21 protein-coding genes and 1 pseudogene are annotated in these 18,622 nt (G+C 63.2%); 6 read left to right on the forward strand and 16 right to left on the reverse strand.

What is annotated here, in order from left to right; genetic code table 11:
• Positions 1–26: 26 nt before the first annotated feature.
• The 10 genes from QX041_RS27480 to QX041_RS27525 all read right to left on the reverse strand — a co-directional run bounded on the left by QX041_RS27480 (position 27) and on the right by QX041_RS27525 (position 9,434).
• The gene (locus QX041_RS27480) at positions 27–1,064 is read right to left on the reverse strand and encodes an aminoglycoside phosphotransferase family protein (RefSeq protein ID WP_316167205.1); all 1,038 of its coding nucleotides are present in this window, start codon (positions 1,062–1,064) and stop codon (positions 27–29) included.
• On the reverse strand, positions 1,051–1,668 hold the full coding sequence (locus QX041_RS27485) for a hypothetical protein (protein WP_316167207.1): 618 nt from the start codon (positions 1,666–1,668) through the stop codon (positions 1,051–1,053). Before QX041_RS27485 ends, QX041_RS27480 begins: the two co-directional genes overlap by 14 nt.
• 9 nt (positions 1,669–1,677) lie before the next feature.
• Positions 1,678–2,715 carry a zinc-binding dehydrogenase gene (locus QX041_RS27490; protein WP_315753230.1) on the reverse strand — a complete coding sequence of 346 codons (1,038 nt, stop codon included), beginning with the start codon at positions 2,713–2,715 and terminating at the stop codon, positions 1,678–1,680.
• Between the two features lie 8 nt (positions 2,716–2,723).
• A complete protein-coding gene (locus tag QX041_RS27495; RefSeq protein WP_316167208.1) occupies positions 2,724–3,647 on the reverse strand; it encodes a transketolase family protein in 924 nt (307 codons plus the stop codon).
• Positions 3,644–4,492 carry a transketolase gene (locus QX041_RS27500; protein ID WP_315712801.1) on the reverse strand — a complete coding sequence of 283 codons (849 nt, stop codon included), beginning with the start codon at positions 4,490–4,492 and terminating at the stop codon, positions 3,644–3,646. Before QX041_RS27500 ends, QX041_RS27495 begins: the two co-directional genes overlap by 4 nt.
• 42 nt (positions 4,493–4,534) lie before the next feature.
• The gene (locus tag QX041_RS27505; protein WP_316167210.1) at positions 4,535–5,533 is read right to left on the reverse strand and encodes an NAD-dependent epimerase/dehydratase family protein; all 999 of its coding nucleotides are present in this window, start codon (positions 5,531–5,533) and stop codon (positions 4,535–4,537) included.
• 12 nt (positions 5,534–5,545) lie between these two features.
• Positions 5,546–6,154, reverse strand: coding sequence for an SIS domain-containing protein (locus QX041_RS27510; protein WP_006608947.1), 609 nt, complete (start codon positions 6,152–6,154; stop codon positions 5,546–5,548).
• The gene (locus tag QX041_RS27515) at positions 6,151–7,089 is read right to left on the reverse strand and encodes an SDR family oxidoreductase (protein ID WP_315712796.1); all 939 of its coding nucleotides are present in this window, start codon (positions 7,087–7,089) and stop codon (positions 6,151–6,153) included. The genes QX041_RS27510 and QX041_RS27515 overlap by 4 nt, the downstream gene beginning before the upstream one ends.
• Before the next feature lie 105 nt (positions 7,090–7,194).
• On the reverse strand, positions 7,195–7,917 hold the full coding sequence (locus QX041_RS27520) for a nucleotidyltransferase family protein (protein WP_316167213.1): 723 nt from the start codon (positions 7,915–7,917) through the stop codon (positions 7,195–7,197).
• Between the two features lie 11 nt (positions 7,918–7,928).
• Complete coding sequence (locus QX041_RS27525) at positions 7,929–9,434, reverse strand: PfkB family carbohydrate kinase (protein WP_316167214.1); 1,506 nt, start codon at positions 9,432–9,434, stop codon at positions 7,929–7,931.
• Positions 9,435–10,083: 649 nt separating this feature from the next.
• Between QX041_RS27525 and QX041_RS27530 the strand changes: the two genes are divergently transcribed.
• The 6 genes from QX041_RS27530 to QX041_RS27555 all read left to right on the forward strand — a co-directional run bounded on the left by QX041_RS27530 (position 10,084) and on the right by QX041_RS27555 (position 14,696).
• A complete protein-coding gene (locus QX041_RS27530) occupies positions 10,084–10,959 on the forward strand; it encodes an ABC transporter permease (protein ID WP_316167215.1) in 876 nt (291 codons plus the stop codon).
• 9 nt (positions 10,960–10,968) lie between these two features.
• Entirely contained in the window at positions 10,969–11,751 is a 783-nt protein-coding gene (locus QX041_RS27535; RefSeq protein ID WP_316167216.1) for an ABC transporter ATP-binding protein, read from the forward strand.
• Positions 11,752–12,104: 353 nt separating this feature from the next.
• Positions 12,105–13,295: an acyltransferase gene (locus QX041_RS27540; protein ID WP_316167217.1), complete on the forward strand. Its 1,191-nt coding sequence runs from the start codon at positions 12,105–12,107 to the stop codon at positions 13,293–13,295.
• A 383-nt stretch (positions 13,296–13,678) separates the two neighbouring features.
• Entirely contained in the window at positions 13,679–13,966 is a 288-nt protein-coding gene (locus QX041_RS27545) for a hypothetical protein (protein WP_316167218.1), read from the forward strand.
• Between the two features lie 70 nt (positions 13,967–14,036).
• Positions 14,037–14,243, forward strand: coding sequence for a transposase (locus QX041_RS27550; RefSeq protein WP_316167219.1), 207 nt, complete (start codon positions 14,037–14,039; stop codon positions 14,241–14,243).
• 144 nt (positions 14,244–14,387) lie between these two features.
• Positions 14,388–14,696 (forward strand): transposase, encoded by a 309-nt coding sequence (locus tag QX041_RS27555; protein ID WP_316167246.1) that lies wholly within the window; start codon positions 14,388–14,390, stop codon positions 14,694–14,696.
• On the opposite strand, the gene tnpC (QX041_RS27560) is transcribed toward QX041_RS27555, so the two are convergent.
• From tnpC (QX041_RS27560) to QX041_RS27585, 6 genes and pseudogenes are all read right to left on the reverse strand, one after another.
• A complete protein-coding gene (gene tnpC, locus QX041_RS27560; protein WP_316167220.1) occupies positions 14,677–16,284 on the reverse strand; it encodes an IS66 family transposase in 1,608 nt (535 codons plus the stop codon). The two genes, QX041_RS27555 and tnpC (QX041_RS27560), sit on opposite strands and share 20 nt — an antisense overlap.
• Before the next feature lie 59 nt (positions 16,285–16,343).
• Positions 16,344–16,559, reverse strand: coding sequence for an IS66 family insertion sequence element accessory protein TnpB (tnpB, locus tag QX041_RS27565; RefSeq protein ID WP_410051889.1), 216 nt, complete (start codon positions 16,557–16,559; stop codon positions 16,344–16,346).
• A gap of 5 nt (positions 16,560–16,564) precedes the next feature.
• Positions 16,565–17,404, reverse strand: a pseudogene (gene tnpC, locus QX041_RS27570) (IS66 family transposase); the annotation flags it as partial.
• A 122-nt stretch (positions 17,405–17,526) separates the two neighbouring features.
• A complete protein-coding gene (gene tnpB, locus QX041_RS27575; protein ID WP_410051895.1) occupies positions 17,527–17,796 on the reverse strand; it encodes an IS66 family insertion sequence element accessory protein TnpB in 270 nt (89 codons plus the stop codon).
• Positions 17,797–17,998: 202 nt separating this feature from the next.
• Positions 17,999–18,280, reverse strand: a complete 282-nt coding sequence (locus QX041_RS34420) for a transposase (protein ID WP_410051890.1) — start codon at positions 18,278–18,280, stop codon at positions 17,999–18,001.
• 24 nt (positions 18,281–18,304) lie between these two features.
• A partial coding sequence (locus QX041_RS27585) for a transposase (protein WP_316167221.1) occupies positions 18,305–18,622 on the reverse strand: 318 nt, incomplete at its 5' end.

The raw sequence follows: 18,622 nt of genomic DNA on the forward strand, positions 1-18,622 counted from the left end.
AAGATCTCCGGGCGTTACGATGTCGGTTAGTCGGATGTGGCGCCGATCAGGTCGAGCTTGGCGTCGGCCTTGGCGAGCTGCGCGGCGCAGCACTGCGCCCAGGCGCCGGTGTCGGCAAAGGCGCGCCGGGTGGCGCCGAGCGGCAGGAAGTCGTTCAGGATGATGCAGGTCCACTTGACCTGGTAGGCGTCGATCAGCAGCCGGCAGCGCGCGACGCTGGCCGCGTCCAGTCCGAGGCCATCCGTGAGCCGGTCGATGAAATGCTCGTGCACCGCCAGCGGCACCGGCACCTCCGGCTGGCAGAAGAAGTCGGAGACGAGCTTGGCCGGGTCGTCGCGGCCGGCATATTCGAAATCGAGGAAGGTGAGCTTATCAGCGTCGTCGATCAGCGCGTTGTGGAAGCCAAAATCCGACGGCGACAGGCAGACCTGGTCGGCGGGGATGGCGGCCTCCAAGGCAAGCCCTTCGGCCGCGGCGCCGCGCAGAATGGTCGCCTTCACCTCGGCCCAGGCCGGCTGCAGCCGTGCGGTCACGAACTGTCGGGCGTCGGCCACATGGGGCACGTCGCCATCAAGCGTCGCCAGCCGCGCCACCCGGCGCTCGACGGTGGCGAGGTGCTCGGCGAGGGAGAAGCAGGCCTCGGATCCGGCCGCCAGCGCCGGGCGGGGCGGAGCATTCACGGCGAGCACGAAGTCGATCGCGGCATCGACGTGAACTGGCGCCAGCTCCGCGACCGTCAGCTTGCGTCCCTCGACGAAGCTGTACAGTCCAGCCTGTTCGGCGCGGTCGCAGGCCAGGGGCTCCGGCACGACACGGACCCCGTGCGACCAGGCATGGCTGACAAAACTCCATTCGGCGCCGAGCCGGTCGCGGGTGTCGCGAGCGTCGGTGAAGTAGCGCTTGAGGACCAGCGGGCCGTCGGCCGTGTCGAGACGGAAGACCTGGTTGTTGCGGCCGCCGGCCAGCCGCGTCAGTCCCGTAGGGCTGGCCTTGCCGGCCTGCGCGGCGAGGCGCTGGGCGAGCGCCAGCAGGGCGGCGTCGGCGTTGGCCTCAGCCGCGGTCACGGACGACATCCGCCGCGATCTCGGCCCACGAGGCGCGGCGCTCGTAAGGGACGGCCGTGGTCGCGAACTGGTTCTCCGGGTCGAACAGCACCTTGCGCATCCCTTGCGGGAATCCGGTCATGCCCAGGATCTCCGGCAGGTCGTCGACAAAGACCTCGCAGGCCAGCGCATGCGCACGGGCGACCTTCTCGTCCTTGGTCAGCTCGAAGAACACCCGGTCCGGCGCGATCTGGCCGGGGGCTGACCCCATCAGTCCGCGGTCGGTCAGGAAGCCGCGCGCCGCGGCATGCATGTCGTGCTTCGGGCCGAGAATCGGATGCCTGGTCTTATGACTGACGATGAACAGGTCATGTCCGGCGCGGCGGGCCGCGGCGACGAACTCCGCGAAGCCAGGGTAGGGCGACACCAGGTCCATCCGGGCACCGTAGACATAGCCCTGGAGCTCGGTGAAGTCGTCCTTGCGCCCGGAGCCGTTGAGATGGTCGCGGACGCTGTTCTTGTCGCGGCCGAGGTCGGCCGGGATCAGGCCGCGCTCGAGCGCGGCCGCATGAAACACGCCGTCATAGCAGGCGATCGTGTTGTCGAAGTCGATCCCGATCCGCATGGCCTGGACTTAACGCAGCGACATGTCGATCAGCGGACGGCCGACCTTGCCGGCGGCCAGATCCTGCAGCGCCTGGTCGGCCTGGGCGAGGCTGTAGGGCTTCGACAAGAGATCCCGCACCGGGAAGCGGCCGGAGCTCAGCAGCCGGCCGTAGCGGCCGTAGTCGCGATCCGGAACGCTGTCGCCGCCCCAGGTGCCGAGCAGGCTCTTGCCCTGGTTGAAGACGCCGGGATTCAGCGTGAGCGCCGCGCCATGCTTGGCGTTGCCGATCACGACCGCGCGGCCGCCCTGCTGACGGGTGGAATTGATCGCCTGCTCCATCACGGCCGGAATGCCGGAGGATTCGACCGCGAGATCAACGCCCTGCGGCACGATCTTCTTGATCTCGGCCAGCACGTCGCCGGATGCATCGATGACATGAGTTGCGCCGTAGATCTGGGCAAGCGCACGGCGGGTCGGGTTCGGGTCGATGCCGATCACCGGCATCGCGCCGGCCAGCGCGGCGGCCATCAGCGCGTTCAGGCCGATGCCACCGGTGCCGAACACGGCGACGGCGTCGCCGGGCTGCACCTTGAGCACGTTGTAGACCGCGCCCATGCCGGTCGGCGCAGCGCAGCCGAGCAGCACCGCGACATCCATCGGCAGGTCCGGCGGCAGCAGGGTCAGGCGGTTCTCGCTGACGACAGCGTGGCGCTGGAAGGTGGTGACGCCGCCGGCGTTGACCTTCTTGCCATCCCAGTCATACACGGCGCCGCCAGCCTCGATGCCCGTGCCTTTGATCCAGGACAGCACGACCTTGTCGCCGACCTTGACCTTGGTGACGGCGCTGCCGGCCTCGATCACCGTGCCGGTGCCCTCGTGGCCGAGGCAATGCGGCACCCATTTGTCCTCGCCCTTGTCGCCGCGCCACTCCATCACCTGGGTGCCGCAGGCGCCGGAATAGGCGATCTCGACCAGCACCTGGCCCGGCTTGAGGGCGGGGGTCTCGATCTCGGCCAGCACGAGCGGCTGGCCGGTCTGGACCAGGAGGGCAGCTTGGGTCTTCATGTGATGTCTCAGCTCAACGCGTGGATGATCTTGTCCGCGATCTGGTGGCCGGTCAGTCCCAGCACCTCGCGGGCATATTCCTGCTCACCGGACTTCTTGAAGAAGGCGTCCGGCGTGCCGAAGCGCAGGAATTTCTGGTGCTTCGTCTCGGTATCGGCGAGCCATTCGGAGACGGCGGAGCCGAAGCCGCCGATCAACGAATGCTCCTCGATGGTCGCGACCAGCTTGAAGCGGCTGAAAGCCTGCTTGAGCTTGTCCTCATCCAGCGGCTTCACGGTGTGGAAGCTGACGACCTCGGCGGAGATGCCCTTCTCCTTCAATCTGTGTGCGGCTTCAATGACTTCCGGCAGCATGTTGCCGGTCGAGAGCAGGCAGACGTCGGAGCCTTCCTCGATCGTGATCGCCTTGCCGATCTTGAAATCCGCGAGGGGGCCCTTGTGAACGACGGGCTCACCCTTCTTGCCCATGCGGATGTAGACCGGGCGGTCCTGCTGCATCGCCGCGCGCAAGGCGCCGCGCACCTCGAAGGCATCGCCCGGGCAGATCACGACCATGTTCGGGATCGAGCGCAGGAACGAGATGTCCTCGCAGGCGTGGTGGGTCGGGCCGAGGCCGGAATAGGCGAGGCCGGCGCCGACCGCGACGATCGTCACGGGGGCTTCGTGATAGCAGACGTCGGTGCGGATCTGCTCCAGGCAGCGCGTCGTCACGAACGGGGTGATCGTATAGGCGACCGGGCGCAGGCCGTTCATGGCCATGCCGGCGGCGACGCCCATCATGTTGGCTTCCGCAACGCCGCAGTTGAAGAAGCGGCTCGGATGCTTGTCCTTGAACTTGTCGAACAGGCGGTTGCCGATGTCGCCCGAGAGCATGACGACGCGGCTGTCCTCGTTACCGAGCTTGGTCAGTTCGTCAGCGAACGCGTTTCTCATGACAGGCCGAGCTCCTTGAACGCCTTCGTCACTTCGTCTGCGGTGGGGGCGCGATAATGCCAGTTGTTGTCGTCTTCCATGAACGACACGCCCTTGCCCTTTACGGTGTGTGCGATCAGCGCCACCGGCTTGCCCGAGCCGTTCGGGATGTTCTGCATCGCTTCCGCCAGCGCGCCGACGTCATGGCCGTCGATCTCGTGCGCGTCCCAGCCGAAGGCGGCCCATTTGTCGCGCAGCGGTGCCAGCATCAGGGTTTCGTTGGAGCGCGCGGTCGCCTGCCACTTGTTGTAGTCGACGACGACGCAGACGTTCTCCAGCTTCTGGGCGGCGGCGAACATCGCGGCCTCCCAAACCGAGCCCTCATTGTTCTCGCCGTCCGAGAGAAGGGCGAACACGCGAAAACTCTCGCCTTTGATTCGACCGGCGAGCGCCATGCCGCAGCCGAGCGGCAGCCCGTGGCCGAGCGAGCCGGTGGCCGCCTCGACGCCGGGCAGCAGGTTCGCCGGCGGATGCTCGGCGAGCCGGCCGCCGTCCTGGCAGTAGGTGTCGAGCTCCTCGATCGGGAAGTAGCCCTTCATCGCCAGCGTGGCGAACAGCGCTGCGGCGGCGTGGCCCTTGGAGAGGATGAAGCGGTCGCGCAGCGGATCGGTCGGGTTCTTCGGGTCGATGTTGAGCACATGCCAATAGGCCGCGGTCATCGCATCGGCGCAGGACAGCGACGAGGCCAGGTGTGCGGCCTGGGCCTTGTGCGACATCTCGATGATCTTGCCGCGCAGCTTCGCCGCCTGCGCCTTCAGGGCGGCTGCGTCAGGCTTGGCCGCTGTGCTCCGGACTGCCACGTTCATCGTGCTCTCCAGTCGCGCTTCACCGGGAAGCGCAGGGGTCGATCAGGGTTTATGTTCGTACTTGGTCGGCAGTTTGGCCATGACATCCTCGAAGCGTCGCGCCCAGGCGATGACGTCGTCGATGCCCTGTTCCAGCGAGAACGTGTCGCGCCAGCCGAGCTCGGTGCGCAGCTTGAAGCTGTCGAGCGTGTAGGCGGTGTCCTTGCCCGGCCGCTCAGGGCCGATCTCGACGCAATCCTCGAACGACTTGCCGAGACGGGCCAGGATCATCTCGACCAAAGTGCGGATCGAGACCAGCTCGTAGCCGGAGATGTGATAGGTTTCGCCGAGCCTGCCGCTGCGGCCGATCTTCACGGTCGCATCCGACACGTCGGTCATGTGGATGAAGACGCGGACCGATTTGCCGCCGCCGTCGAGCCGCAGCTTCTGCCCGGTCATCGCGGCCACGATGGTGCGCGGCACGATGCGGTACAGCTGCTGACCCGGACCGTACACGTTGGCGGCGCGCGTGAAGACTACCGGGAACTGGTAGTTGGCGAAATAGGTCCGCAAGCTCATGTCGCCGGCGGCGCGCGACACCGCGTAGGGCGTCGACGGGTTGAAGGCTGCGTCCTCGCGCACCCAGCCCTCGGTCGAACCGTAGACCTCCGGCGTCGTGACGTGGACGTAGCGGTCGAGGCCGTCATAGTTGCGCAGGATATCGTGCAGGCGGACGGCGGAGACGACGTTGGTCATCATCCAGTGGTCCGGGTACAGCCAGCTCTCGCCGACCATGCTCTGCGCAGCGAAGTTCACGACGTGGGTCGGCCGCTCGGCCGCCAGCAGCGCCTTCAGCGCATCAAGATCGTGGTTGAGGTCGACGCGCTGGAAGCGGACCTTGCCGGCCCGCTTCTGCCATTTGTACGGCAGGAAGGCGTCATGCGGCTCGTCCGAGCGGCTGGTCGCGATCACGTCGTGACCGGCCGCAGCCAGGAAGTCGACGAAGGTTGCGCCCGAAAACGAGTTCGAGCCGAGGATCAGGTACTTTTCGTTCGCAGCCATCGTCCTTGCCCGTCAGACCTCGCGCGTCGTGATGATGTCGCCGCGCTGGGCGTACAGCCACTGCATGATCATGTGGCCGATCACCATCTGCGCGTCCTCGGCGATCTGCATGTCGTCGACCGCGAAGTGGATCGGCACGTCGGCGAGCGCCTTGGCCTTGCCGCCGGTGAAGCCGAGCACGGCATAGCTGGTCATGCCGATCTTCTTGCCCTCTTCGAGCGCCTTCAGGATGTTCGGCGAGTTGCCGGAGCCGGAGAAGGTGATCAGCACGTCGCCCTTGCGCGCAAGCACCGCGAGTTGCAGCGAGAACACCTGGTCATAGCCTTCGTCGTTGGCGAGGCAGGTGATCACGGACGGGTTCGACGACAGCGAGTGCACGCGCAGGCCTGAGCCCGGCGTCTTCGACAGCGCGTAGAGGAAATCGTTGGCGAGGTGGTTGGCGTTGCCGCCACTGCCGCCATTGCCGCAGAAGAACACCTGCCGTCCGGTCTGCCAGCAGTCGCGCAGATCATAGGCGAGCTTCTCGACCGGGCTCCAGTCGAAATCCTTCAGCACGGTGCTGAAGCGGCTGGTGTAGTCGGCGAACAGGCTGCCGGGGGTCTTGAAGGCCAGGACGTTCATTTCACGACCTCCTTCTCCATCCATTTCAGATTGTACCAGCGGTCGTCGTTCTTGAGCTGGCCTTGCGAGTACATGCCGATGATTTCCTTGATCGCGTCCTCCACCGTCTTCTTCGGCCGGAAGCCGGTCGCGAGCAGGCGATCGGAGTTGACGCGATAGCTGCGCGGGTCGTTCGAGGGCGTCACGATGACCTCGGCCGGCACGTGCTTGGTGACGAGCCTGGCGATGTCGAGGATCGAGATGTTCTCGAAGCCGGCATTGTAGATCCCGGTGTGCTCAGGATGATCGAGCAGGAAGAGATAGAGATCGGTGATGTCGTCGATGTGAATGTTCGGGCGAGTCTGGTCGCCGCCGAACACGGTGATGCGGCCGTTCATCAGCGCCTGCATCGTCAGCATGTTGACGGAGACGTCGAGCCGCTGGCGCGGAGAGTAGCCGCAGACGGTCGCGGGGCGCACGATCTGCACCACCATGTCGTCCTTGTAGGACAGCACGATGCGCTCGCCGCACATCTTAGTCTTGTTGTACTCGGAGATCGGCAGCAGCTCGAGATCCTCGGTGACCTGCTCCTCTTCCTTGACGCCGTAGACGCTGCCGGAGGAGGCGTAGATGAATCGCTTGATGCCGTGGCGATAGGCGCGATCGGCGAGCTGCATCGTGGCGAGGCAGGAGATCTCCCAGGTCAGCTTCGGGTCGAGATCGCCGCAGGGATCATTGGCGACGCTGGAGAGATGAATGATGGCGTCGACCCCGGTCAGGTCGATGGCGTCGGGATTGCGGACGTCGCCCTGGACGACGGTGAGATCCGGATGCGGCTCGAGGAAGTTGCCGAACCACATGATGTCGAATGCAACGACCTTGTGGCCGGCCTTCAAGAGCTTCGGCACGAGCACGCTGCCCTTGTAGCCGCACGCTCCAGTCACGAATATCTTCATCTGAGCAATCCCCGTGGCTCGCCTGTTGCTCACCCGATCTGGCCTTGGGCGCATCTGTCGACTATGGCAGGAAAACGCGATCGGCCCCAGCGACGACAGCCGCCCTCAACCGCCCCCACTATGGCGCGGCTTGTGCTTAAACTCCAAATGCGCCCGGCGCAAGCTTTCCGGGTTGCCGATATCCCGGTGATAACCTGCAGTTTCCACGCATAAAATTCGTCCCAAATAGTTCGGGATGATCTCGGTGGAGAGATCGACGACGGCTTTTCCGAGTGCTGCAATATCGTCGATCACCTCGGGTTCGAAAATATAGACCGCGCCATTGGCGAGGTTCCCAGGCGGGTTCGGGACTTTTTCGTGAAAGGCGATCACCCTGTTCTGGCAGTCCAATTCCAGAATGCCGCAAGAGCTCGGGTCGTCGGTCCGGAACGCGAGCATCGACATGATGCAGCCGGCCGGCCGTTTGTCGTGCGCCGCGATCAGGCCTGCCACGTCAAAGTCGGTCAGGTTGTCGGCGTGGGCGACCAGAAACGGACGGCTCCCGAACCATTCCCGGTTGGCAATCACGGTGCCGCCGGTCCCGAGCAACTTATCCTCGTGAACAAGATCGATGCGGGAGCGCCAGGGCGACTGCGCCACGTGGGCGCGGACCTGATCCGCAAGCCAATGGGTATTGAGCAACGCGCGTTCGATGCCGCCCTCGAAGACCAGATCGAGCCAATAGTCGAGCAGCGGACGATCGTGCACCGTAACCAGGCATTTTGGCGTGGTGTTCGTCAAAGGTCGCAACCGGCTGCCGATTCCGGCCGCAAGAAGGAGCGCGCGCATCAGAGCATCCGTCACTCGTGGCTGAAGCCAGCCTCGTCGATTTCGCGCACCAGCTCTGCCGTCGTCAACGGCAGGTTGCCGACGCGGGAAACCTGGAGGGCGGCCGCCAGCGATCCGAGATAGGAGGCCTGCCAGATATCGGCGCCCGCGCGCAGGCCCATCGAGCAGGCCATGAAGAAGCTGTCGCCGGCACCGGACACGTCCTTCGGGGATGGATTGAACGCCGGCAGGCGGTCCGAGGTGAAGGTGCCGTCCGCCATGGTGTTGATCAGCGCGCCCTCGGCGCCGAGCGTGATCACGAGGTTCTTGGTGCGGGCCCGTTCGACCAGCCGCTCGCTGATGACGGCGAGACCCGAAATGAAGTCGTTCAGTGCGACGCGCGCCTCGCGCTCGGTCGGCGTCAGCAGGGTCATGCCCTTGAAGCGGGAGACGTCGCCGGTCTGCGACGACACCTGGCTGTCGGCCGCCATCATCACGCCCTGGGCGCGGGCGCGATCGGCGATCGCGTCGACCAGATCCTGCGGCAGGCAGCCGTAGTTGAAGCAGGAGAACAGCAGCAGATCGCAGGTCTTCAAGGCGCGCTCGACCGAGGTCAGCATCTGCCGCTGCAGGTCGGCATCCGACGCGTGCTGGCGCAGGTGATTGACCCGCAGCAGCGTCTTGTTGAGCGCGCGAAAACGCTGCTTGCGCGTGGTCGGCCGGCTCTGGTCGGTGAAGGCGTTGAAGTTGACGCCATGCTGTTCGAGCGTGTTGCGGGCGAACCGCGCCGCTTCGTCGTCGCCGACCAGGGTGAAGAATTTCACATCGGCGCCAAGCCCGTGCGCATGCGCCGCAACCGCACCCGCGCCGCCGACGAAGGTGCGGGTCATCAGCGGCGTCACGACGATGGTCGGGTCCTCCTGGGACATGCCGACCGCATCGCAGGTGACATATTCGTCGACGATCAGGTCGCCGATGACGGCGACCCGCATGCCGGAGAGCTTGCGGAGCAGATCCTTCAGATTCGCGATCTCGAAGCCGTGGCGCCTGGGAAATTCCTGCGGCTTGCGGACCGTGGAGATGTCGATGTTGGCGTCGCGTTCCAGCAGCGACAGCGACGCAAAGCGCAATTCACCGGACGAGAAGATCAGCCGCCCGCCATAGGCGTCCACGGCCTCCTGCTCGGGATTGGCGCGATCCTCGAACTCCTTGCCCTTTACGACAACGGACGGCTGGAGCTGGCGGATGAATGTCATCGCCTCGGTCGTCAAGCGCACGACATGATGCACAAACGAGATCGAGCGCACGTTTTCAAGGCGCATTTCCTGCGCCAACGTCACGCCGGGTGCAGAATCGGGATTGACCCCCACAATGAGAACATCGGCCTGCTCGGCAGCGAACTTCAAAAGCCGCAAATGTCCTGGGTGCACGACGTTGAAGTTACCGGACACAAAGGCAAGGGTCTGCCCAGACTCACAGGCCGCCCGAATCGCCTGGCTAGCCTGTTCAACCTGGTCCGTATCAATCAACTGAGTCAAGAAACCGTCTCCACCGGCCGACGCAACCCGCACGGCGCCAAGTCCCTGCGGCGCCAGCGCGCTGCTGTCAACATCGCATAGCCCAACTCAGCAGCAGATAGAAGCACCAAACACCACTGCTCGCCATACGAGCGTCCGAATTTCTCGTAGGGCAGCGAAAGATTTGGAGTTAATGAGCTGAAAGCGAGATCTTTTCTTGCCTCAACTCGACGGAACAGGAGCCCGCCCGATCCAAGCGTCACCGGATCCACAAAGATCAAAGCGGTGCCCGTCCAATACGGGTCAGTGATCCAACCGCCGAGTCGGTGCGCCCGGCAGCATGACCTAACCGATCACGGGACAGCCTGTAGACGCCTCGTGGCAATGCGACCTTGCACCTGAATCCCCTTCCGTGAGTGCGCACTTTTGTTGCACCGAACCGCCGGCAGAACTGCAAGTCGCCCCCGCATCGACTGTCAACTTCGCCGATCCATTGGGCGAGGTTTCGATGTCGGGCTCAACCCGATTCTCCCCGCTGCCCTTCGATTTAGATCAGCGCTCGAAAGACAAAAGAAATCAGTCTTTTCAAGGCTCCTGAACCCTGGTTGCCCCTCCATGAGAAATGGCCTATAGACCCCCCGCACGATAAAGGGCAAAAAGCGCGGTGGGCATGACGACGGCAGGTTTGGACCGACCAATTGACAAGCCCATTGCGGAACGCGATATTCGTCGGGTGACTTATTTCGGCGCTGGGCGATCGCAGAGTTCGGCAGCGCTCGATGATCTGCTGGCCGGATTTCGACTCTGGCATCTGTGGATTTCGCTGGCCTCGTTGGACGTCAAGCAACGCTATCGCCGCGCTGTTCTCGGGCCGTTTTGGATCACGATCAGTATGTCCATCCTGGTGCTGACGCTCGGCACTGTTTACGCGGGGCTGTTCAAGCAGGATGTTCGCTCATTTCTTCCGTACGTGGCGGCCGGCTTCATCGTTTGGAACTTCTGCACCGGCGTTATTAACGACAGTACGACGGCGTTCGTACAGGCCGAAGGGCTGATCAAACAAGGGGGCCTGCCGATCTCCCTACACATCTTCCGCACGATCTTCCGGAACTTCATCATCAATGCGCACAATATTGTGGTAATGTTGTTTCTTTACGTCTGGCAGCCGTCGCTGTTGAACTGGCATCTGCTGTTGATCATTCCCGGACTTGCCCTGATGCTATTGAACTTCGCCTGGGGAGCGATCGTGATCGCGGTGTTGTGCACCCGCTTCCGCGATTTGCCGCCGATCATCGGAAACATCTTGCAGATCCTGTTCTTTGTCACGCCGGTCATGTACCGGCCCGAAACGTTGCCGTCGCATCTAAGTCTGTTCGTTCAGCTCAACCCATTCTACTACTTGATGGAGGCGGTGCGGTCACCGCTGCTCGGGAGCTTTCCTCCCGGTCATGCCTACCTCGCTCTCATCCTGATTTTCGTCATGGGATCACTGCTGACGTTCCGTTTCTATGCGCGGACGCGAGGCCGTATCGCTTACTGGCTCTAGGACAGTTTCATGTTGAGACCCGGCAGTTCTGCGCGCTTTCCGAGTTCTGTGACGTTCGAGCACGTCTCCATCGAGTTTCCGATCTATTCGGCGCATGGGCGTTCGGTCAAGCGCTCCATGTTGCAATACACGACCGGCGGCCGGATTGGCGTTGGGTCCGATCAGCGCATCGTCGTGTCATCGGTCAATGATGTGTCGCTGATGGCCGAGCACGGCGAACGGATCGGGTTGATTGGTCACAACGGCGCGGGAAAGTCGACCATGCTGCGCGCCGTATCGGGCGTTTACGAGCCGGTCCGCGGTTCTATCACTGTCTGCGGCCGGGTTGCCTCGCTGATCGATCTAACGTTGGGAATGGATTTGGAAGCCAGCGGCTACGAAAACATTCGGATCCGGTGCATGCTGCTCGGGTTGAGTTCCGAGGAAATCGCCCATCAGATCGACGGCATTGCCGAAGTGACCGAGCTAGGTGATTTCCTGGAAATGCCCATCCGCACCTACTCCAGCGGCATGATGCTACGACTCGCCTTCGCGATATCGACTTCGATTACCCCCGACATTCTGCTGATGGACGAATGGATCGGAGCCGGCGACGCCTCGTTCATGAAGAAGGCTCAGGCACGCCTGCAGGACCTGCTAGGCCGAACTGGTATTCTGTTTATTGCGTCGCATTCCGAAGAGATTGTGAAGAACAATTGCACCCGGGCGATCTGGCTGGAGAAGGGCGCGATTCGCGTGGACGGTACTCCGGCCGAAGTGTGGCGCGAATATCAAGAGTGGAGTACACGATGAATTGTTGCTCGCATTCGGCTGCAGCAGCTATCGTCAAAAAAAAGCAGCCGTAGCAAGAAGCTTCAGAAATTCGCCCTGATCTCGCGGCGACGCACCAACAGCAGAAGTTCTGAACCATCCGCATTTTTAGTATTCCGATCCCGAAACTTGCAACAAGTCTGGCGCAAAGCGGGAATTCGGAATCTGAGCATCAGGCTCAATTGGCCCCAAGGGCATTATGACGACCGCCTCTCCTCGCAGCATATCAACCGATGCGGGTAGCGTCTCTTGGTCCAATTAACCACTTGTTGTGACAGGATCGCATTTTGAAGTCCCCAGGTCCCGCCTCATCCTTCACAACTCCGGGGCTCGGTTTGCCGGTCGTTCCCCGCCATGTGGCTGCCCTTGACGGCGTCCGTTTCGTCGCGGCCTGTGCCGTGATGGTTTCGCACGCCACTTACCAGATCCATCCGCCGGGCGATTGGGACAACATGACGCTTGCCGTTTGGATGCTGACGCATCTGGCAAATGTCGGGATGACATTGTTCTTTGTCCTCAGCGGCTTCGTTATTCACTGGAACTACCGGCATAGCGTGCAGCGGCCAGGTGGCTTACGAGATTTTTTCGTTGCGCGCTGGTCCAGACTGTATCCGCTGTTCCTGATCGTCTTCGTGGTCGGATTTCTGTATGAGCTTGCAGCAAAGCAAGACACCACGCCGCTGGCGAGATCGACACCTTTTTTCCTGACCTTCACCACCACCTGGTGGTTTTGGCGAGTCGATGACACACGGTATATCTTTAGTGCGCTCTCCAATCCGCTTCTGGGGGTGATGTGGTCCCTCGCGACCGAGGCGCTCTTCTATGTTGCCTATCCATTCATTGCGCCTGCCGCAAACAGGCTGAGCAGATGGGGTGCCGTGACGGCGCTACTCGGAATCGGTGCCATCGGCGCGGTTATGGCGCTGGGATTCGTGAAATATAGCGATCTGATCCTCAATTTGGGCGTCACCTACGCGAAGGTCGATCAGTCAAGCGGATCATCCTTCCTGTTCTGGCTGGGTTATCATTCGCCCCTGATGAGGCTGCCGTCCTTCCTTATCGGCGTCGCGGCAGCTCAGTTGGTTCTTCTGGGAGGGCGCCCGCCTCGGGTATGGGCGGATGTTATTTTTGCGCTATGCGTGATCGGGATCGTGGCTCTTGAACAGATTCGATCGCTGTTCGCCATGGTCGACACATCGGCATGCGTGATCCTGTTCGCGGGCATATGTCTCGCGGCCTCGACCGACAAATCTTGGGCCGCGCGACTCATGAGCCTACCGCTCATGGTTTGGGGCGGGCAGGCAAGCTATTCGCTTTACCTGCTGCATGACCCGGTCATTTGGGCGATCTCGCGATCGACGGCGCATTTGGGATTTCCGCTGCCCGTCCTCTGGGTGATCGTGGGTGTAGCCTCTGCCGTCCTGGTATCGAGAGCTTGCTTCGTTTGGTTCGAAAGGCCCGCTCAGTCTCTGTTCAGGTCGTTCGGACGTATGCTGTTGCGAGTCCCGGACCCGAAGTTCTCGTAAGCGACCGGAAATCGTTGGCTGCGTTCGCCAGGTGAATGCTCTGCTCGTCTCGCGCTTGTGCGGCTACCTTAAGGAGGTCGACCGGCGATCCTCGTCGACGTTGGGCCTAAGCTGGGCACGGTGATAAATGCCGATTGACACCTTTTTGTCGGACTGCCAGGGAAATGCAGGATGGCGATCCACATCAGCCCACCGTCTTCTCAACCATGCGCTGTTCACCTTCCGTTTCGCTCGGAAAACCGGAAAACCTGGTGATCTTGACCGTTAGGCGGATAGGAAAAGCTACCAGCGATTAGCCATGAATCGCGATCGGATCCGGTTGATGCGCAACGTGCCGAGAATAGCTATTGGCCTCCGTATTTTGCCAGAGTCGGAGACTTACCTTGAAAGATATCTCTGAAATCACATCTGGTACGGCTGGACATGACTGGCTCGAGATCAAGGCAGCCGTCCTTAGGCTCGAACTTGAGAGACGTCAGGATCTAACTTTCGTCAAATCCGCCCTGTTCCTGAACACCGTATTATTCTGCCTGAATGTGATGTTTTTGGCGTTTTGGTGGCCGATCATCCTTTGGATAGTGGCAATCGTTGTCGGACTGGCTTGGACGATTTTCTTGACGACATTCGCTGTTGATGCGGCTTGGCGGTTCTGCCGAAAGAGCAGCTCCTAGGTGCTGTACTCAAACCCCTTGCGGGTGACGGGGCGGAGTGATTCGAGGCTTCCCCAAAGAGGAGGTCCCGATGGCTCGCTTCGACCTTTCAGACACGGAGTGGACAATCATTGCGCCGCTGTTGCCTGGAGCGGAGGGCAAGAAGAACGGCCGGCCGCGGCCGGATGACCGCAAGGTGCTCAACGGCATCTTCTTCGTCTTGCGCACTGGCACGCCGTGGCGCGATCTGCCTGAGCGCTATGGCCCTTACACAACAGCCTACAATCAATCGCTTTAATCGATGGGCCAAGAAGGGCATCTGGCTGCAGATATTTGAGGCCTTGGCAGCGAAGTCTCCACAGTCATTGCAGTTAATCGACTCCTCGATCATCCGCGCTCACCAGCACGCCGCCGGTGGTAAAAAGGGGGCCCGGATAACGCCATCGGCCGTTCTCGTGGAGGACTGAGCACCAAAATCAACGCCATCGTCGATCAGGCCGGCATGCCGGTGCGCATTATGCTGTCGCAGGGCCAGTCATCGGACAAGACCGTGGCGCCGCCCCTCATCGAAGCGGTCGAGCCAGGGCGCGATCTGGTCGCCGATCGCGGTTACGATGCCCGAGCCGTCATCGATCTGGTCGAAAGCCGTGGCGGGCGCGCTCACATCCGCACGCATCCGGTGAAGACCACAGGCGGAGCGGCCCGCGCGGATGGACGATTGATCGGAGCGATCAGGGAGCGGCAGGGATAGCGGTGTGCTTCCAGCTCCAGGGCAGCAGGTCGGTGATCCTGCTGGCCGGATGATCGGGCAGCCTGGCGAGGACGTCGGCAAGCCATGCTTGCGGGTCGACGTCGTTGAGCCTGGCGGTCTGGACCAGGGTGTAGATGGCAGCGGCACGGCGGCCGCCATCGTCGGAGCCGGCGAAGGTCCAGTTCTTGCGGCCGACAGCCACGGCGCGCAGCTCGCGTTCGGCCGCGTTGTTGGTCATGCACAGCCGGCCATCGTCGATGAATCGCGTGAACACCTCCCAGCGCTTGAGGCTGTAGTCGATCGCCTTGGCGGTCTCGCTCTTGCCGGAGAGCTTGGCGCGGCGCTCGCGCAGGAAGGTGTGAAGCTCATCGACGAGCGAGCGACTGCGCGCATGGCGCGCGGCTTTGCGCTCGTGCTGCGGCAGGCCATTGATCTCGCGCTCGATCGCAAACAGCGCATCGATCTGCTTGATGGCCTCGATCGCGATCGGCGCCTTCTTCAGCCGCGCGATCTCGAACAGCTTGCGCCGTGCATGCGCCCAGCAGCCGACCTCGGTGATCGGCCCCGGCTTGCGCGAGGCCTCGTAGAGCCGATTGAAGCCGGCATAGGCATCGGCCTGCATGGGTCCGGCATAGGTCGCAAGATGCGCCTCTGGATGGGTGCCGGAGCGGTCGGGCGAATAAAAGAACACGGCGGCCGGCGGCGCGTGGCCGGCGAAAGGACGATCGTCGCGGACATAGATCCACACGCGCCCGGTGCGCGTCTTGCCCTTGGCCAGAACCGGCACGGTGGTGTCGTCGGCATGGATGCGCTCGGCAGCGAGGACATGCGCCTTGATCGCCTCGACCAGCGGCATCAAGGTCGCAGCCGCCGCGCCGACCCAGTCCGCGAGTGTGGAGACATCGAGCGCGATGCCCTCATGCGCATACGTCGTGCTCTGCCGGTTGAGCGGCAAATGCAGCCCGTATTTGGCGAACAGGATGTGCGCCAACAGGCGCGGCCCGGCACGTCCCCGAGAGATCGGATGGAACGGCGCTGGCGGCTGGCTGATCGCCTCGCAGGCGCGGCACGAGAACTTCTCGCGCACATGCTGGATCACCTTCCACTGCCGCGGCACGAGCTCCAGCGTCTCCGTCATGTCCTCGCCGATCTTGCACAACCTGTCGCCACCGCAGCAGGCGCAATTGGTCGGGGCCGGATGAACGATGCGCTCCCGCGGCAGGTGCTCGGGCAACGGCCGCCGTGCCGGGCGCCGGCGCTCGAAAGGACGGACATCGACCTTGGCAGCCTTGGCCCGCTCGGCTGCCAGATGCGCCTCGGCTTCGGCCTCCGACGCATCCTCCTCGAGATCGGCGAGTTCAAGCTCGAGCTGTTCGAGCCCCGAGGCGCGCTCCGACGACGGCCCATATTGCTCGTGCTTGAGCTTGGCGATCGTGAACTTCATCTGCTCGATCAGCAGCGTGCGGGCTCGGACTTCGGCTTCGAGATTGCGCGCCTTGGCTTCCGCCGCGAGCTGCGCCGCCTGGCCGGCGAGCACCAACGCCTTCAGCGTCGCGACATCATCGGGGAGCGAATCGGCTGTGATCATCGACAGGGATGGAATCACAGCTCCGCCCGGCACGCATCAGTGCCGTGACGTTCGAGCGCTCAACCAACAGCTTCCGGGCGCCACGTCCGCTGCGGATGCCGCCAGTCGATGCCTTCGAGCAGATAGCCGAGCTGGGCCGGCGTGATCGTCACCGCGCCGTCCACCGCCTGTGGCCAGATGAAGCGGCCGCGCTCCAGCCGCTTGGCGAACAGGCACATGCCCTGGCCGTCGTGCCACAGCACCTTGATCAGCCCGCCGCTGCGGCCGCGGAACACGAACAGGTGAATCCAGCAAGGTGGCTGAACAGCCGCTCGGCTTTGCGGTCGGGTGCGTAGACGTAGGCGATGCCGGGGGGATCGAGCCCACCCCAGGGCCTGTCGTCCGCGGCATAGGCCCAGAGCTGACCGGTCTTGGTGCGGCCCCGACCGGGATCGAGCACCGGCACCGTCGTCTCGTCGGCGAACAGCTTGGACCTTGATCGAAGCCCCGCGAGAAGACGCTCATGCAGCGGGCGAAGATGGAAGGCCGCGTGCCCGACCCAGTCCGCGAGCGTCGAGCGGTCGAGATGGATGCCCTGGCGGGCATGGATCTGGGCCTGTCGGTAGAGCGGCAGGTGATCCGCATATTTGGACACCAGCACATGGGCGACGGTTGCTTCGGTCGGCAGCCCGCCCTCGATCAATCGGGCCGGAGCCTCGGCCTGCATGACGCCATCTTCGCAGGCTCGGCAGGCGTATCTGGGACGGCGGGTGATGATCACGCGGAACTGCGCCGGCACCAAGTCCAGCCGCTCGCTCTTGTCCTCACCGATCTGGTGCAGGTCACCCTTGCAGCACGGACAGCTCTTGTCGTCGAGGTCGACAACGATCTCGACCCGCGGCAAATGTGCCGGCAGTGCGCCGCGATTGTTGCGGCGCTTACGTGCGCGCACCGCTCGGCCTTCCGCCGCGGTCTCGTCCAGGCCAGCCTCTCTGAAGGCCTCGTCCTGCTGGACATCCTCAAGACCCAGCAGCATCTGCTCTTCAGGAAGCGTCTCGGCCTTCCGGCCAAAACGATGGCGTTGCAGCTCCTTGATGATCTGACGCAGCCGCTGGCTCTCGTGCCGCTCGGCCAGCAGCATTGCCTTCAACGTCTCGGGATCATCAGGAAGGTTATCCCTCACCGGTAAATCAGAGCATATTCGCCCCCGCCTGGCGACGTGCTCGATGCCCCTGATTCACTTCGCCGCAGCGATGCCAACGATTATCCGGCTTGGGTCGGCGCTACGGTCTGCCGCGCCTCGTGGACCAGCCGCCAGTCCAGGCCTTCGAGCAGTGCCGACAACTGCGCCGCGGACAGGCGCATCACGCCGTCCTCGATCTTCGGCCAGCGGAACGCTCCTTGCTCCAGGCGCTTTGCGAACAGGCACAAACCCGTTCCATCCCAGAAGATCAGCTTGATCCGATCCGCCCGCTTGGCGCGGAACACATAGACAGTGCCTGTGAACGGATCTGCGTTCATGTGCTCGCGCACCAACGCAGCAAGCCCTCCATTCCCTTGCGGAAGTCGACCGGCCTCGTCGCCACCACCACCCGGATTGTTCCGGACGGGCCGATCACCGGTTCGCCTTCAGCGCACGGACGATGGCCGCAATCATCGCCGCATCCGCACCGCGGCCGGCCCTGATCGTGACCCCGTCGACCTCGAGCGTGATCCCTCCGACATCAAAATCGGCTCAGGACGCCGCGCTCCGTTGTCGGTCAGATGCCGACGTTCCAGCGGCGATCACTGCAGGCACGAACTCAACTTCGCTCCCCCGGCTGTCAGCCGCATCTCTCAATTGCCGGCGCCAGCCAAATACCTGCTGTGGCAACAATCCATGGCGCCGCGCCACCGCGCAGACCGGCTCGCCCACTGTCTCTGCAACAAATCCGGGCCTTGTCTTCGTCGCTCCAGCGACGGCGCCGACCTCTGCCCGTGAACACTTCGAGCCGACGCACCGGCTCCGTGATAGCATTACGCTCAGTATCCATTCTAAGCTTTACGATCCAAAACGGACCGCAGACCTGGCAGACCAAGCCGTCAGCTGAAAGGTGGGGGCAGAACGACGCTTACCGTGAAGATCGGGATTGGCTGCAATCGTCACAGCGGCGAAGCCGGGCACGGCAGTCTCCTTTCCGCACAGCTGCTGGCGCCAGCGAAACACCTGGCTGGAATGCACGCCAAACGCGCGCGCCACGCCCAGGATCGTCGCACCCGGCTGCAACGCTGCAGCGACGATGCGCTCCTTGTCGGCCCGCGACCAATGCCGCCGTCGCCGCTCCGACGTGATCACTTCCACTTCCGCTTTGGCCATAGG

The sequence above is a fragment of the Bradyrhizobium sp. SZCCHNRI2009 genome, from assembly GCF_032485115.1.
GTDB lineage: Bacteria > Pseudomonadota > Alphaproteobacteria > Rhizobiales > Xanthobacteraceae > Bradyrhizobium.